The organism is Streptomyces venezuelae (assembly GCF_008642275.1).
Taxonomy (GTDB): Bacteria; Actinomycetota; Actinomycetes; order Streptomycetales; family Streptomycetaceae; genus Streptomyces; species Streptomyces venezuelae_E.
Window position 1 is genome coordinate 1,674,019 of record NZ_CP029189.1, and the last position, 14,766, is coordinate 1,688,784.

Annotated in this window: 17 protein-coding genes; 3 read left to right on the top strand and 14 right to left on the bottom strand. The window is 73.3% G+C overall.

The features are described 5' to 3' along the window. Positions 1–33: 33 nt before the first annotated feature. The 4 genes from DEJ51_RS06930 to DEJ51_RS06945 all read right to left on the bottom strand — a co-directional run bounded on the left by DEJ51_RS06930 (position 34) and on the right by DEJ51_RS06945 (position 3,245). Positions 34–621 (bottom strand): lysophospholipid acyltransferase family protein, encoded by a 588-nt coding sequence (locus tag DEJ51_RS06930; RefSeq protein ID WP_411757382.1) that lies wholly within the window; start codon positions 619–621, stop codon positions 34–36. A 56-nt stretch (positions 622–677) separates the two neighbouring features. Beyond that, a complete protein-coding gene (cmk, locus tag DEJ51_RS06935; protein WP_150256797.1) occupies positions 678–1,385 on the bottom strand; it encodes a (d)CMP kinase in 708 nt (235 codons plus the stop codon). 125 nt (positions 1,386–1,510) lie between these two features. Further along, the gene (locus DEJ51_RS06940; RefSeq protein WP_150256798.1) at positions 1,511–2,599 is read right to left on the bottom strand and encodes a prephenate dehydrogenase; all 1,089 of its coding nucleotides are present in this window, start codon (positions 2,597–2,599) and stop codon (positions 1,511–1,513) included. 133 nt (positions 2,600–2,732) lie between these two features. Continuing rightward, on the bottom strand, positions 2,733–3,245 hold the full coding sequence (locus DEJ51_RS06945) for a YidB family protein (RefSeq protein WP_411757289.1): 513 nt from the start codon (positions 3,243–3,245) through the stop codon (positions 2,733–2,735). A gap of 58 nt (positions 3,246–3,303) precedes the next feature. Between DEJ51_RS06945 and DEJ51_RS06950 the strand changes: the two genes are divergently transcribed. The 3 genes from DEJ51_RS06950 (at position 3,304) to DEJ51_RS06960 (ending at position 4,915) form a co-directional block, all read left to right on the top strand. After that, the gene (locus tag DEJ51_RS06950; RefSeq protein ID WP_150256800.1) at positions 3,304–3,645 is read left to right on the top strand and encodes a DUF952 domain-containing protein; all 342 of its coding nucleotides are present in this window, start codon (positions 3,304–3,306) and stop codon (positions 3,643–3,645) included. An 81-nt stretch (positions 3,646–3,726) separates the two neighbouring features. Continuing rightward, positions 3,727–4,206 (top strand): Rieske (2Fe-2S) protein, encoded by a 480-nt coding sequence (locus tag DEJ51_RS06955; protein WP_150256801.1) that lies wholly within the window; start codon positions 3,727–3,729, stop codon positions 4,204–4,206. 28 nt (positions 4,207–4,234) lie between these two features. Beyond that, the gene (locus DEJ51_RS06960) at positions 4,235–4,915 is read left to right on the top strand and encodes a DNA polymerase beta superfamily protein (protein WP_150256802.1); all 681 of its coding nucleotides are present in this window, start codon (positions 4,235–4,237) and stop codon (positions 4,913–4,915) included. On the opposite strand, the gene DEJ51_RS06965 is transcribed toward DEJ51_RS06960, so the two are convergent. The 10 genes from DEJ51_RS06965 to DEJ51_RS07010 form a co-directional block, all read right to left on the bottom strand. Beyond that, entirely contained in the window at positions 4,904–5,662 is a 759-nt protein-coding gene (locus DEJ51_RS06965; protein ID WP_150256803.1) for a DNA polymerase beta superfamily protein, read from the bottom strand. The two genes, DEJ51_RS06960 and DEJ51_RS06965, sit on opposite strands and share 12 nt — an antisense overlap. A 3-nt stretch (positions 5,663–5,665) precedes the next feature. Next, positions 5,666–6,676 (bottom strand): ADP-ribosylglycohydrolase family protein, encoded by a 1,011-nt coding sequence (locus DEJ51_RS06970; RefSeq protein WP_150256804.1) that lies wholly within the window; start codon positions 6,674–6,676, stop codon positions 5,666–5,668. Further along, positions 6,673–7,401, bottom strand: a complete 729-nt coding sequence (locus DEJ51_RS06975) for an NUDIX hydrolase (protein ID WP_150256805.1) — start codon at positions 7,399–7,401, stop codon at positions 6,673–6,675. The genes DEJ51_RS06970 and DEJ51_RS06975 overlap by 4 nt, the downstream gene beginning before the upstream one ends. Then, positions 7,398–8,477: an AAA family ATPase gene (locus DEJ51_RS06980; protein ID WP_150256806.1), complete on the bottom strand. Its 1,080-nt coding sequence runs from the start codon at positions 8,475–8,477 to the stop codon at positions 7,398–7,400. Before DEJ51_RS06980 ends, DEJ51_RS06975 begins: the two co-directional genes overlap by 4 nt. Then, positions 8,474–9,082, bottom strand: a complete 609-nt coding sequence (gene pnuC, locus DEJ51_RS06985) for a nicotinamide riboside transporter PnuC (protein WP_150256807.1) — start codon at positions 9,080–9,082, stop codon at positions 8,474–8,476. The genes DEJ51_RS06980 and pnuC overlap by 4 nt, the downstream gene beginning before the upstream one ends. Positions 9,083–9,229: 147 nt before the next feature. After that, the gene (locus DEJ51_RS06990; protein ID WP_150256808.1) at positions 9,230–10,558 is read right to left on the bottom strand and encodes a pseudouridine synthase; all 1,329 of its coding nucleotides are present in this window, start codon (positions 10,556–10,558) and stop codon (positions 9,230–9,232) included. Further along, a complete protein-coding gene (gene scpB / locus DEJ51_RS06995) occupies positions 10,558–11,130 on the bottom strand; it encodes an SMC-Scp complex subunit ScpB (RefSeq protein WP_411757383.1) in 573 nt (190 codons plus the stop codon). Before scpB ends, DEJ51_RS06990 begins: the two co-directional genes overlap by 1 nt. Before the next feature lie 59 nt (positions 11,131–11,189). Next, positions 11,190–12,371 (bottom strand): segregation and condensation protein A, encoded by a 1,182-nt coding sequence (locus tag DEJ51_RS07000; protein ID WP_150256810.1) that lies wholly within the window; start codon positions 12,369–12,371, stop codon positions 11,190–11,192. Between the two features lie 676 nt (positions 12,372–13,047). Then, positions 13,048–13,569 carry a hypothetical protein gene (locus tag DEJ51_RS07005; RefSeq protein ID WP_150256811.1) on the bottom strand — a complete coding sequence of 174 codons (522 nt, stop codon included), beginning with the start codon at positions 13,567–13,569 and terminating at the stop codon, positions 13,048–13,050. Next, positions 13,554–14,672, bottom strand: coding sequence for a ParA family protein (locus DEJ51_RS07010; RefSeq protein WP_078626630.1), 1,119 nt, complete (start codon positions 14,670–14,672; stop codon positions 13,554–13,556). Before DEJ51_RS07010 ends, DEJ51_RS07005 begins: the two co-directional genes overlap by 16 nt. Positions 14,673–14,766: the final 94 nt, after the last annotated feature.

A 14,766-nucleotide genomic window follows, 5' to 3' on the forward strand; every position in this document is an offset into this window, starting at 1 on the left:
CAGCGCGGTTCCACTACTGGTTTCAAGTCTCGCTCAGCGCCCGGTGAGGCGCTTGGCGTCGGCCAGGTGGGCGGTCAGCCGGTCCTGGATGCGTACGGTGGCCTGGTCCAGCGCGGTACGGGTACGGCGGCCACTGCCGTCACCCGCGTCGAAGGCCGATCCGAAGACGACGTCGACCCGGCTCCCCAGGGCCGGCAGGCCCTTGACGACCCGGCCCGGGGTGTCTCCGCTGCCGAGGACGGCCACGGGGACGATGGGTGCGCCGCTGCGGACCGCGAAGTAGGCGAGGCCCGCGCGCAGCGAGGCGAAGTCGCCCTCGCCCCGGGTGCCCTCGGGGAATATCCCCAGGGCGCCCCCGTTGTCGAGCACGCCGAGGGCGCGCCCTATCGCCGTCCGGTCGGGGCCGCCGCGGTCGACCTTGACCTGCCCGATCCCTTCGAGGAAGGGGCCGAGCGGGCCCACGTACGCTTCCTTCTTGATCAGGAAGTGCAGCGGCCGGGGCGCGGTGCCCATGACCATGGGGCCGTCGATGTTGTGCGAGTGGTTCACGGCGAGGATGACGGGGCCCGAGGCGGGCACCTTCCAGGCCCCCAGTACGCGCGGCTTCCAGAGCCCGTACATGAGCCCGATGCCGATGCGCCTGCCGACCGCCGCACCCTTGAGGGAGGGCGCTTGGCTCACTTGCGGCCCGCCCGCTTCTCTTCCACCAGCGTCACGACGCACTCGATGACCTGGTCGAGCGTGAGCTCGGTGGTGTCCACCTCGACGGCGTCGCCGGCCTTGGCCAGCGGGGAGGTCTTGCGGCCGGAGTCGGCCGCGTCGCGCTTGATCAGCGCCTCCTTGGTGGCCGCGAGGTCGGCGGCCTCCTTGCCGCGGAGCTCGCCGCTGCGCCGGGCGGCGCGCGCCTCGGCGGAAGCGGTCAGGAAGATCTTGAGGTCGGCGTCGGGCAGGACGGTGGTGCCGATGTCCCGGCCCTCGACGACGATGCCGGCGGCCTCCTGGGCCGCCCCGGCGGCGATGGAGCGCTGCAGGTCGGTGATCAGGGTGCGCACCTCGGGGACGGCGCTGACGGCGCTGACCTTGGAGGTGACCTCCTGGGTCCGGATGGGACCGGCGGCGTCGAGGCCGTCCACGGTGATGGTGGGGGCGGCCGGGTCGGTGCCGGACACGATGGTGGGCTTGCCGGCGGCGATCGCGATCGCCTGCGGGTCGTCGGTGTCGACGCCGTTGGTGATCATCCACCAGGTGATGGCCCGGTACTGGGCGCCGGTGTCCAGGTAGCGCAGCCCGAGCTTGGCGGCCACGGCCTTGGAGGTGCTGGACTTGCCCGTGCCGGAGGGACCGTCGATGGCGACGATCACGGCGGACGGAGCTGCGGTTTCCACGGTGCGGGCACCTTCCTGGTTGCGCGTACGTGTCCGGGCGCGGCAAAGCGCCCCTCCCCAAGGTTACCGGCCCCGGACGGCCCCCGTCCCCGCCCTGCGTTCCGGGGGCCGGCGGGGGCTGCGCGCTACTGCTGCCGCAGCGCCCAGCCCCGCTCGCGCAGCTCCGCGGTGAGGCCGGCCACGGCCCGCGGTTCCACCATGAGCTGGACGAGTCCGGCCTGCTGGCCCGTCGCGTGCTCGATCCGTACGTCCTCGATGTTGACCCCGGCCCGCCCCGCGTCGGCGAAGATCCGCGCCAGCTCACCGGGCTGGTCGCTGATGAGCACGGCCACCGTCTCGTAGACGGTGGGGGCCGCGCCGTGCTTGCCCGGTACCCGGACCCGGCCCGCGTTCCCGCGGCGCAGCACGTCCTCGATGCCCGCGGCGCCGCCGCGCCGCTTCTCCAGGTCGGCGGACTGCAGGCCCCGCAGTGCCTCCACGGTCTCCTCCAGGTCGGCGGCGATCCCGGCGAGGACGTCCGCCACCGGTCCCGGGTTGGCCGAGAGGATCTCCACCCACATCCGCGGGTCGGAGGCCGCGATCCGGGTCACGTCGCGGATGCCCTGTCCGCAGAGCCGGACCGCCGTCTCGTCGGCCTCCTCCAGCCGGGCCGCGACCATGCTGGAGACCAGCTGCGGGGTGTGCGAGACGAGCGCCACCGCACGGTCGTGGGCGTCGGCGTCCATCACCACCGGTACGGCCCGGGACAGGGCCACCAGCTCCAGCGCGAGGTTGAGGACCTCGTGGTCGGTGTCCCGGGTGGGGGTCAGCACCCAGGGGCGGCCCTCGAAGAGGTCCGCGGTGGCGGCGAGCGGCCCCGACTGCTCCTTGCCGGCCATCGGGTGGGTTCCGATGTAGGCGGTGACGTCCACGCCGAGCGCCGCCAGCTCCCGCCGCGGCCCGCCCTTGACGCTGGCCACGTCCACGTAGGCGCGGGCGACCCCGCGGCCGATCAGGTCGGCCAGGGTCGCGGCCACGTGGGCCGGGGGTACGGCGACGATCGCGAGGTCGACCTGCTCCTGGGGGGCCTCGTCGGTGCCGGCGCCGAGGGCGGCCGCGGTACGGGCCTGCGCCGGGTCGTGGTCGGCGAGGTGGACGGTGATCCCGCGGGCGGTCAGGGCGAGCGCCGCGGAGGTGCCGATCAGTCCGGTTCCGATGACGACGGCGGTTCTCACGAGGCACTCCCAGGGGACGGAAAAGGCGAGCTGACGGGCTGTCCGGCCAGGGTATCCAGCACCCGTGCCACGAGGGCCCGACCGCCCATCCCGTGGGACGGCGGCCGGGCCCTCGTGCACCGCTGCCGGGCGGTCAGAACTTCTGGGCCCGGATGATGTCCTCCAGCGAACCGCTCGGGAGCTGTCCTTGCGGGCTCAGCTTGTCGACGGCCGTCGGCAGTGTCCGGGCGATCTGGTCGGCGGCCTCCTGCGGGCTGACGCCGGCCTGCGCGGCCGCCTTCTGCAGGGCCTCGTCGGGCAGCGCCTCGGCGATCTGGGTACCGCTGACCGGCTGGTTGTCGCCGGTGCCGATCCAGGACTGGGCCTGGTCGGCGAGGCCCGACTTGGTCAGCATGTCCAGCAGCCCGCCGAGCGGGTTGCTCCCGCCGGCCTGGGAACCGCCGGCGCCGCCCATGAGGGCGCCGAGCAGCGCTCCGAGGACGTTGCCGCCACCGCCGCTCCCGCCCTGGCCACCGCCGCCGCCACCCAGGAGGCCGCCGAGCAGGGAGCCGAGGTCGTTACCCGCCATCGTGATGCCTTTCGCAGAGGGACCGGGGCGCGCGGAGAGCGGCGTACCCGGCTTCGAGACACGGACAATGTCACCCATACCCACCCATGCCGCCACCTGGCGCACACCCCCGCGCCCTTGCGGTAGAACGATCCACATGATCTTCCACATCGTCCCGCTCACCGACTGGACCGCCGCGCCCGAGCATCCGTACGCCCCGCCCTCGCTGGCGGCCGAGGGGTTCGTCCACTGTTCGGCGGACCGCCCCACGGCACTCGCGATCGCCGACGCGCACTACCGGTCGGTACCCGGGATCCTGCTCGCGGTGGAGCTCGACGAGGGCGCGCTGACCGCCGAGGTCCGCCGGGAGAGTGATTCCGGCGGCCTTTACCCGCATGTCCACGGTCCACTGAACCGGGAAGCCGTGATCCACGTGTGGGAGGTCGTACGCACACCCGGCAGCCCTGCCTCACTGGCCCCATGGGAACCGGGCCGATGAACCGGCGCGGCAGGCTTCACCTGAGGCCCGCCGCAGGCCAGGATGCTGCACGCCATCCGGCCACGAAGCGAGGAGAGACTCATGAGCGACCTCACGCACACCGCCCGGCGCACGGTACTGACGATCGGCGCGGCCACCCTGGCCGGAGGCGCGATCACCGCCTGCGGCGGTGGCGGCGGTGAAAAGACCTCCCAGGGGGAACCGAACGACGCGGCCGTCCAGCCCGCCGCCCCGGCCCCCGCCAGCTCGGAGGCGGGCGCGCCGGCTTCCGACAAGGCCCTCACCAAGAAGGAGGACGTGCCGGTGGGGGGCGGCAAGGTCTTCAAGGAGGAGAAGGTCGTGGTCACCCAGCCCAAGGCCGGCACCTTCAAATGCTTCACGGCGGTCTGCCCCCACCAGGGCTGCCTGGTGAGCAAGGTGGCGGACGGCAGCATCGACTGCGTCTGCCACAACAGCAAGTTCGCGGTCGCCGACGGCGCGAAGATCTCGGGGCCCGCCCCCAAGGGCCTGGCGGAGAAGAAGATCAAGGTCGCGGCGGATGGCAATATCTCACTCGCATAGCGGCAGGTCAGACGCCTACGCTCCCCGGATGGACGATCTGACGCTGGTACGCGACCACACGGTCTACCGGTGCGTGATGGGCTCCCGGGCGTTCGGACTGGCGACGGAGGCGAGCGACACCGACCTGCGCGGTGTCTACCTCGCCCCGACGCCGCTGTTCTGGCGGTTCGAGAAGCCCCCCACGCATGTGGAGGGCCCGCGGGACGAGGAGTTCTCCTGGGAGCTGGAGCGCTTCTGCGAACTCGCCCTGCGGGCCAACCCGAACATCCTGGAGTGCCTGCACTCCCCCCTGGTGGAAGAGGTCACCCCGGTCGGCGAGGAGCTCCTCTCCCTCCGCGGGGCCTTCCTCTCCCGCCGGGCCCACACCAGCTTCAGCCGGTACGCGGCCTCGCAGCGCGGCAAACTCCTCGCGGACGTCCGCGTGCACGGCGCCCCGCGCTGGAAGCACGCCATGCACCTGCTGCGCCTGCTGCTGTCCTGCCGTGACCTCCTGCGCACCGGCCGGCTGACCGTCGACGCCGGACCGCACCGCGAGCGCCTGCTCGCTGTCCGCCGGGGCGAGCTCACCTGGGAGGAGGCCGACGCCTGGATGACCCGCCTCCAGGAGGAGACGGAGAGTGCCCTGGCCGCCACCGCGCTGCCCGCGGAGCCGGACCACGCCCGGGTGCAGGACTTCCTGGTCCGCACCCGCCGCGCGTCAGCCGTGTAGCGTGCGCCGCCGTACGACGAACTCGTCGAGCGCGTCGTACGCCGACGCCTGCCCGGGCAGCACGGACACGGCCTGCGCCGCGTCCAGCACCGCGTGAAGCGCCTCGAAGTCCTCGCGCACGCCGTCGACGGGCGGGCCCTCGTAGCCCCCGTGCTCGGCGGCCACCTTGGCCTCGATCAGGGCGGCGAGGTACGGGGGCGCCTCCGGCACCTCGGCCAGCAGGGTCGGCAGGTGTGCCTGCACCTCGCCCGAGCGCATGAGGTGGATGCCGGTGAGCAGCGCCCGGAACGCGTAGAGCAGCGGCTTGAGTTCGGCGGCCTTCCCGAAGAGCCGCCACTGCGTACCGGCGAACCCGCGGTAGTGGTGGGCGTGGTGGGAGGTCAGCACGCCCGGGGACAGCGCGATCAGCTCCTCGTGGGCCGCTGTCGTGTGGACCACGAGCGGGGAGAGCAGCTGCTCCAGGACGTAGCCGTTGCGGTTCAGCATCAGGCGGACGAACTTGCGCAGGTCGTGCGTGACGAGGTCCATCTCCACGTCGTCCCGGTCCCACATGCGGCTCCGGGTCTCCTCCGGATCGCGCAGGCCCAGCAGGTCCTGAGCCGGGAGCAGGTGGGCGCCGCGCAGGTCGATGTCGGAGTCCCGGGACGGGAAGCCGTACAGGTGCGCCCCGGAGACGGTGGCGAAGAGCAGCGGGTCGGGCTGCTCCGCCACCACGGGAGTCAGGTCGATACTCAGTGCGTCCAGCATGGATCAAGCATCCCAGAGGGCGCCGAAGGCGAGGAGTTCGTCCCGGTACTCGATGCGGCCCTCCCACTCGCCGGGCCAGACGTCCGCGCCGAGGTGGGCTCCGGCGAAGGCGCCCGCGAGGCAGGCGATGGAGTCGGAGTCACCGCGGGTGCAGGCGGCCCGGCGCAGCGCGGTCAGCGGCTCGTCGGGGAAGAGCAGGAAGCAGTGCAGGGCGGTGGCGAGGGCCTCCTCGGCTATCCAGCCGTCGCCCGTGGTCAGGCAGGGGTCGGTCTCCGGGGACGGCGACCGCAGGGCGGCCGCGAGCCGGTCCAGGACGGCCAGGCAGTCGTCCCAGCCCCGCGCGATGAAGGACTCCGGCGATGCGTCGGAGGCGGTCCGCATCCACAGGTCGCCCAGCCAGCGCTCGTGGTAGCGGGTGCGGTTCTCCAGCGCGTAGGAGCGCAGCCGTCCGACGAGCCCGGTCACCTCGGTGCCCCCGGCCAGCAGGTGCACCGCCCGCGCGGTCAGGTCGGAGGCGGCGAGCGCCGTCGGGTGCCCGTGGGTGAGGGCCGACTGGAGCTGTGCGGCGCCGGCCCGTTCCTCCTCGGTCCAGTCCGGCACCAGGCCGACCGGGACCACGCGCATGTTGGCGCCGCAGCCCTTGGAGCCGATCTGGCTGGCGTCGCGCCAGTCCCGGTCCGGGGTGTCGAGCAGCTGGCAGGCCGTCATGCAGGTGCGGCCCGGGGCCCGGTTGTTCTCCGGGGAGTGGTACCAGTCGACGAACTCCTCGCGGACCGGCCGGGTCAGGCGCAGCGGGCCCACCGGGCCGCGCTCCGCCGCCGTGCGCATGCCGCGGGCCAGGGCGAGGGTCATCTGGGTGTCGTCCGTGACGATCGCCGGGCTCGGCAGGCGCATCTCGCGCCAGGGGCCCGTCTTGGCCAGGATCGAGGGAACGTCGTTGAACTCGGTCGGGAAGCCGAGGGCGTCGCCCAGGGCCAGGCCGATCAGGGCGCCCGTCGCGGCTCGCTTGGTCATCGGGTGGATCCTTCCGGTCGCAGTAGCGGGGGGTGGAGCGTGGTCGCCGGACCGGGCCGGTAGAGGGCGGCCGGTTTGCCGCGGCCGCCGGTCAGCCGCGCCGCGCCCGGTACGGCCTCCACGAATCCCGGCGTCGCCAGGACCTTGCGGCGGAAGTTGGGGCGGTCGAGGGTGGTGCTCCAGACGGTCTCGTAGACGGACTGCAGCTCGCCGAGGGTGAACTCGGGCGGGCAGAAGCCCGTGGCCAGGCAGGTGTACTCGAGCTTGGCGCCGATCCGCTCGCGTGCGTCCGCCAGGATCACCGCGTGGTCGAAGGCGAGTTCCGCGACCTCGTCCAGCGCGATCCAGCGGGCCTGCGCCGCGTCCCCGCCGCCGTCGGCCGCCGGCTCCGGCAGGTCCGGTACGAGCGCGGTGAAGGCCACGGAGACCACCCGCATCCGGGGGTCGCGGTCCGGTTCGCTGTACGTGCGCAGCTGCTCCAGGTGGAGCGCGGCCACGAGGCGGTCCGGCAGCCCGGTCTCCTCGGCCAGTTCGCGCCGGGCGGCGGTCTCGGCGGACTCCCTCGGCAGGACGAACCCGCCGGGCAGCGCCCAGGCCCCGGCGTACGGTTCCTGGCCGCGCCGGATCAGCAGGACGTGCAGGGCGCCGCCGCGCACGGTGAAGACGGCCAGGTCGACGGTCACCGCGAACGGCTCGAAGGCGTGCGGGTCATAGCCGGCGGTCATCGGTTCTCCGGGAGGGGGTCGGTGAAGTGCCAGCCCTCGGCCAGCAGTGCGTCCACGGCCCGGACGGCCTCCTCCAGCCGGGCCGCCCGATCCCCGCGCACGACGAGGAAACGCCTCCCGGTGCGCTCCAGTTCCGCCCGGAACCGCTCGGTCATCCAGGGCCGCAGCTGGGGTCCGTCCCGCAGACCGTCGTCCTCGAAGGGCACGTCGGTGTGGTCGGTGAGCAGGTACAGGTCCCGCCGGGTGAGGCCGGCGATCCGCTCGACCTCCGCGTTGCGGCCGCCCATGTAGCGCTCGTGCCAGATGCCCGTCGCGAAGGAGTCGGTGTCGCAGAACAGCACCGGGGAGCCGAGCCTGGCCGCCTGTTCCTCGTCCGCGTCCTGGCGTCGCGCGATGACCGGGAACTCCTCCGAGGTGAAGGACACGTCCGCCCAGGAGGCGGCCGGGTCGGCGGCGCGCGCCGCCGCCAGCTTCTCCTCGCTGTACCGGCGCCCGTACTCGGCGACCCAGCCCGTCTTGGCCCATACGCCGCCGCGCCGCCGGTAGTGGTCCGCGAGGGCCCGTGACAGCGTGGTGGTGCCGGTGGACTCCGCGCCGAGCACGACGACCCGCCGGGTCAGGGCGGCCCGGACGGCCGGCCCGAGGAACTCCCAGGAGCCGGCCGGGTCCCTGCGCACCGCCGTGCCGGACACGGGGAACAGCGTCCGCTCCCGGTCCACGAGGACCTCTTCGGCGCCGAACCGGCGGGCGAGCTCGCTCCCGTACTCCTCGGAGGTGAACACGGCGTCCACCCGCCCGGGGACCGCACAGCGGAAGACGGCCATGTGCGCCTCCCAGATCTCCGGGTCGTGCAGGTCGACCGGGATGTCGTCGACCGCGCCGACGACGTCGGCCCCGGGGTGCGCCTCGCGCATCCAGGCGACCCGGTCGGCGAGCGGGACCGACTCGACCGAGGCCGCGCACACGAGCACGGTCAGCCGCTCGCACTGGTCCTGGGCGGTGCGTACGAGGTGGTGGTGCCCGGCGTGCGGCGGGTAGAACTTGCCGAGGACCAGGCCGTGCGCGTGGCGTCTCATGCCGTCGCCTCCGCCGTCGTACGGGTGCTGCGCGCGGGCAGGGTGCGCCGCCAGCCGAGGAGCCCGACGACGCACAGGGCGAGGAAGCCCACGTAGAGCGCGGAGGTCAGGTAGAGGCCCTTGTACGCGTAGAGCGGGATGTAGACCAGGTCGGCCGCGATCCACAGCCACCAGGACTCGACGAGCTTGCGGCACTGTCCGTAGGTCGCCGCGAGGGAGAGCCCGGTGGTGGCCGCGTCCCAGAAGGGGACGGTGGAGTCGGTGGCCCGGCTCAGCAGCAGGGTGAGCGCGAGCACCCCCACCGCCCCCGCCGCCGCGAGCGCGGCCCACTCGGTGCGCGAGGTGCGGCGCACCGGCAGGGCCTCGGCGGATCCTGGTCCACCCCCGTGGGTCCAGGACCACCAGCCGTAGGCGGCGAGGGCGATGAAGACGATCTGGAGCCCGGCGTCGGCGTAGAGGCCGGCCTGGGCGAAGAGCACGATGAAGAAGACGTTGTTGGCGATCCCGATGGGCCAGTTGGCCACGTGCTGCCGGGCGACCAGCCAGACGCACAGGGCGCCGGTGGCGAAGCCCAGCACCTCGGTCCAGCTCATGGTCCAGCTCATGACGACCCCCCTCCTACTGCTTAATGGTCAGATTGACTATAAACAGTGACCGGGGTTCCCGGCAAGCAGAAAACCCGCGGCGCCCGAAAGGGCACCGCGGGTTTTCCGTGGTCGTACCGGCCGCCTGCGGGGCGACCGGCCCGCGTCCTAGAGACCGACCTCGCGCATCAGCATGCCGACCTCGGTGTTGGTCAGGCGGCGCAGCCAGCCGGACTTCTGGTCGCCCAGCTCGATGGGACCGAAGGAGGTCCGGACGAGCTTGTCGACGGGGAAGCCCGCCTCGGACAGCATGCGGCGCACGATGTGCTTGCGGCCCTCGTGGAGGGTCACCTCGACCAGGTAGTTCTTGCCGACCTGGTCGACGACGCGGAAGTTGTCGGCGCGGGCGTACCCGTCCTCCAGCTCGATGCCGTCCTTGAGCCGCTTGCCGATGTCACGCGGCAGCGAGCCGGTGATCGCGGCCACGTACGTCTTCTGCACGCCGTACTTCGGGTGCGTGAGGCGGTGGGCCAGCTCGCCGTGGTTGGTGAGCAGGATGATGCCCTCGGTCTCGGTGTCGAGCCGGCCGACGTGGAAGAGCCGGGTCTCACGGTTGGTGACGTAGTCGCCCAGGCACTGGCGGCCGTCCGGGTCCTCCATCGTGGAGACGACACCGGCCGGCTTGTTCAGCGCGAAGAACAGGTACGACTGGGTGGCGACGGTCAGGCCGTCCACCTTGATCTCGTCCTTGGGCTGCACTCGGCGGCCCTGCTCCAGCACGATCTCGCCGTTGACCTCGACGCGGGCCTGCTCGATGAGCTCCTCGCAGGCGCGGCGCGAACCCATGCCGGCGCGGGCGAGCACCTTCTGCAGACGCTCGCCCTCCTCCTCGGCACCCGGGAAGGTCTTCGGGGTCTTGACCACGGGCTTGTCGGCGTACCGGTCGCGCACGCGCTCCTCGATCCGCGCGTCCAGCTCGCGGGGGCGGGACTGGCCGCTCCGGCTGCCGGGGCCGCTGCGCGGGCCGCCGGCACCGCCGATGCCGGGGGTCCTGGAGGTCCGGGGACCGCCCTTGGCGCCACCGCGGGCCGCCGCGCCGCGGGCACCGCCGCCGCCGGCCTTGGGGCCGCTGCGTCCGCTGCGCTCGCCCTCGGGGCCCACGTCGTAGCGACGCTCCTCGGGACGCGGGTTGCGGATGCGGGGAGCCGGCTGGTCGCGGTCGCGCGAGTCGGAGCCGCCGCCCTGGTAGCCGCCACCGCCCTGGTAGCCGCCGCGGGAGCCGCCGGAGCTGCCACCGCGGGACCCGCCGGAGCTGCCGCCCCGGTAGCCGCCGCCGGAGCTGCCGCCACGGGAGCCGCCGGAGCCGCTGCCACCGCCGGAGCCGCTTCCGCGGTAGCCACCGCCGCCGCTGGAGGAGCCGCCGCGGGCACTACCGCGCCCGCCGCCACCGCCGCTGTTCCTGTTGCCGCCACCGTTGCCGTTGCCGCTGCTTCGCATCAAAGTTCCGTCGTCTTGTCGTCGTCTGCATCTGTGTCCGGTGCGTCCGGATCGAACGACGGAACACCTTCCTGCGTCTCGGCTTCGATCGCGTCCGCCTCGGGGAGGAAGGGCGCGAGCTCCGGGAGCTCGGCAAGGCCGCGCAGGCCCATCCGCTCCAAAAAGTGGTTCGTCGTCCTGTACAGGATCGCACCTGTTTCGGGTTCCGTCCCCGCCTCCTCCACCAGACCGCGCTGGAGGAGGGTCCGCATGACCCCGTCGCAGTTGACTCCGCGGACCGCGGAAACCCGCGACCGGCTCACCGGCTGGCGGTACGCGACGACCGCCAGGGTCTCCAGGGCCGCCTGGGTGAGCCGGGCCTGCTGGCCGTCCAGTACGAAGCCCTCCACCGCCGGTGCGTACTCGGCCCGGGTGTAGAACCGCCAGCCGCCGGCGACCAGCCTCAGCTCGAAGCCCCGGCGCGCGGCCGTGTACTCGTCGGCGAGCTCCCGCAGCGCCTGTCCGACCTCGCGCGGGGTCCGCTCCAGCACCTTGGCCAGGTGCGCCTCGGTGGCCGGCTCGTCCACCACCATCAGCACGGCCTCCAGGGCCGGCTTCAGCTCCAGCGCGGCCACCGCGCTCACGTCGCCGTTCAATCCTTCGCCTCCACGATCTGGTCGAACTCGTCGGTCACGGTCGGCATGCCGTCACCGTCCCCGCCGCTCCAGCGCACGGTGAGGGTCCGCAGGGCCTCCTCCTGGTCGAGGACGACCGCCTTCTCCCGGTAGAGCTCCAGCAGGGCCAGGAAGCGCGCGACGACGGTGAGCGTGTCCCCGGCGTCCTCGGTGAGCTCCTGGAAGGTCGCCTCCCCGCGGGCCTTCAGCATCAGCACCACCAGCCCGGCCTGCTCGCGCACGCTGACCAGCGGGGCGTGGATGTGGTCCACGTAGACCTGGGGCTTGGCCTTGGGCTGCATGGCCTTCACGGCGAGCCGGGCGAACCCCTCCGGCCCGATGCTGATGACGACCTCGGGCAGCAGGTCGGCGTGGTGCGGTTCCAGGCCGACCGTCCGCGGGTACCGCCTGCCCTCGGCCTCCGCACGCCGCTCGAAGATCTCGGCGATCTGCTTGTACGCGCGGTACTGGAGCAGCCGGGCGAAAAGCAGGTCCCTGGCCTCCAGCAGGGCCAGGTCCGCCTCGTCCTCGACTTCGGCGACCGGCAGCAGCCGGGCGGCCTTCAGGTCGAGGAGGGTGGCGGCGACGACGAGGAACTCGGTGGTCTGGTCGAGGTCCCAGTCGGGCCCCATGGCACGGATGTGCGCCATGAACTCGTCGGTGACCTTGGACAGCGCGACCTCGGTGACGTCGAGCTTGTGCCGGGAGATCAGCTGGAGCAGCAGGTCGAAGGGACCCTCGAAGTTGGCCAGCCGCAGCGTGAACCGGCCGTCCCCGCCCTCCGGCCGACCGCCGGAACCCGTGTCCGGGCGGACCTCGGAGCCGGCGTCCAGGCCGAAGGCCGAGCCGGCGGCCGGGTCGGCGGCGGGGCCGGTGGACGGGGCCTCGGACGGGGCGGTTTCCGCCGCGGGGTGGGCCGGCGGTGTGTCGGTGCCCGGGGCCAGAGCGGGCTCGACGGGCTCCTGCTGCCCGCCTGCGGGCCCGGGGGAACGTTCCGGCTCGGGACCACCCGACGTGGGCGCGGGGCGCGCAGCGTGCGCCTCAGGGGCTTCGGGGGCTTCGGGAGCCGCTCCCCCGTCCTGCCCGTCCGCGTCAGGGGCGCCGGGCCCGCGCCCCAGGGCGCGCCGGGTCGGTCGGCCGGATTCGGCGGGGAGGGGCATCGCGGTCCAGGAGGTGCATGGGGGGGGCGGTGTGGAGGGGCCGGGCGCCGTGGCCGCGGCTCCCCGCAGCCTACGGGCTCCCCCGCGCTCCCCGGTGGACCACCGCCCGGACCGCACGCCCGAGGTTCCGGGAAGGCGGGCCGCAGGCCGACCCACCGCGCACAGGCGGCCCGTACGGCCGGGACGGCGAAAGGAACGGGCCCGCCGGGTGGCAGGTGACCGGGACTCCGCACGCCGGGGCCCGGGAAGGCGGGCCGCAGGCCCGGGCAACGGCCCGGAGAGGCACGGCGCCGGCCCCCGCGCCGCACGCCGCACGGGCGGCCCGGACACCGCAGAGCAAGCCCGCAGGGCGACAGGCGGCCCGGACACCGGGCGATCAGGTTCGTAGAGCGGCAAGCGGCCGGGACACCGGACGCCCGGGGAGGCGGACCCGAGCCCGAGCAACGGCCCGGAGAGGCAGGGCGCCGGGCCGCACGCCGCACAGGCGGCCCGGACCCCGCACCGCACAAGCGGCCCAACACGGCAGGAGCGGCCCGCAGGGCGATGGGCGGCCCAAACACCGCAGGAGCAAGCCCGCAGGGCGACAGGCGGCCCGGACACCCCAGAGCAAGCCCGCAGGGCGACAGGCGACCCGCACACACCCCAGGAGCAGGCCCGCAGGGCGACAGGCGGGGTGTCAGCGGCCGCGCAGGCGGCGTACGAGGATGCTCGCGTCCCCGCGGGATTCCAGATCGGCGAGGACGACCGCGACCGCCTCGCGGACGATGCGGCCCCGGTCCACCGCCAGCCCGTGCTCCCCGCGCAGCACCAGCCGCGCGTGTTCCAGGTCCATCAGCTCCTCGGCGGAGACGTAGACCGTGATCTTCTCGTCGTGGCGCTCGCGGCCGCTGGGGCGCCGGTTCGCGCCCCTGCCCTGGCCCTTGCCCCGGCGGCCCGCGCCGGCCGGGGCGGAGCCCACGCCGCCGGCCGGTCCGGCAGAACCTTCCTGCGGCCGCCTGGGCTGCCCCACGACGGGCCCGCCGGTGTCCGCGACCGCCCGGCCCCGGCCCTCGCCCGCCGCGCCCTCGGCCGAAGTGGCCGAGTGTTCCGCGGCGGGCGCCTCCTCGGCCCCGCGCCGCGGCGAGGACGACTGGAGCGCCATCCCCCCGGTCGTACGGAACAGTTCGTCGGCTCCGGGCAGACTCACTCGGCGTGACACCGGGCGAGCACCTCCCTGGCCAGCTGGCGGTAGGCGGCGGCGCCGACGGAGTTGGAGGCGTACGTGGTGATCGGCTCACCGGCGACCGTGGTCTCCGGGAAGCGCACCGTGCGGCCGATGACCGTGTGGTAGACGTGGTCGTCGAAGGCCTCGACGACGCGCGCCAGCACCTCACGGCTGTGCACCGTACGGGAGTCGTACATCGTGGCGAGGATGCCGTCGAGCTCCAGCTCGGGGTTGAGCCGCTCCTGCACCTTCTCGATGGTCTCGGTCAGCAGCGCCACGCCGCGCAGCGCGAAGAACTCGCACTCCAGCGGGACGATGACCTTGTGAGCCGCCGTCAGGGCGTTCACGGTCAGCAGACCGAGCGAGGGCTGACAGTCGATCACGATGTAGTCGTAGTCGGCCATCAGGGGCTTCAGGGCCCGCTGCAGGGTGGACTCGCGCGCGACCTCGCTGACCAGCTGCACCTCGGCAGCGGACAGGTCGATGTTGCTCGGCAGCAGGTCCATGTTCGGGACCGCGGTCTTGAGCAGCACCTCGTCGGCCGACATGCCCCGCTCCATGAGCAGGTTGTAGACCGTCAGGTCGAGTTCCATCGGGTTCACGCCGAGACCCACGGACAGCGCGCCCTGCGGGTCGAAGTCGACGAGCAGCACGCGGCGCCCGTACTCGGCGAGCGCGGCACCCAGGTTGATGGTCGACGTGGTCTTGCCCACGCCGCCCTTCTGGTTGCACATCGCGATGATCTTCGCCGGACCGTGGTCGGTCAGCGGACCCGGGATCGGGAAGTACGGAAGCGGGCGTCCGGTCGGGCCGATCCGCTCACGGCGCTGACGGGCAGCGTCGGGGGCGAGGGTGGCCGCGTACTCGGGGTCCGGTTCGTACTCCGCGTCGGGGTCGTAGAAGTGCCCCTCGGGCACATTGTCGTAGTCGGCGAAACCCACGGGCTTTTCGCCGCTCAGGTCGCCGGCCCTGGAGTTCACGTCTAGGCCGTCCATGCTCTTTTGGGGCGTCGTCATGTGCTGGTGGTTTGCGAAGGTGCGTACTGCGACGGAGCCGACGGCTTCGAGCCCGGTAGGGCCCTGGCCCCGCTCAGGCATCCCTGCTCGACCACCCCCAGGAGCAAATGTCGACTCATTCACAAGTCGTCTTACCTCCTCGGACGTGACCAGGACACTTATCGATAGGTCAGCG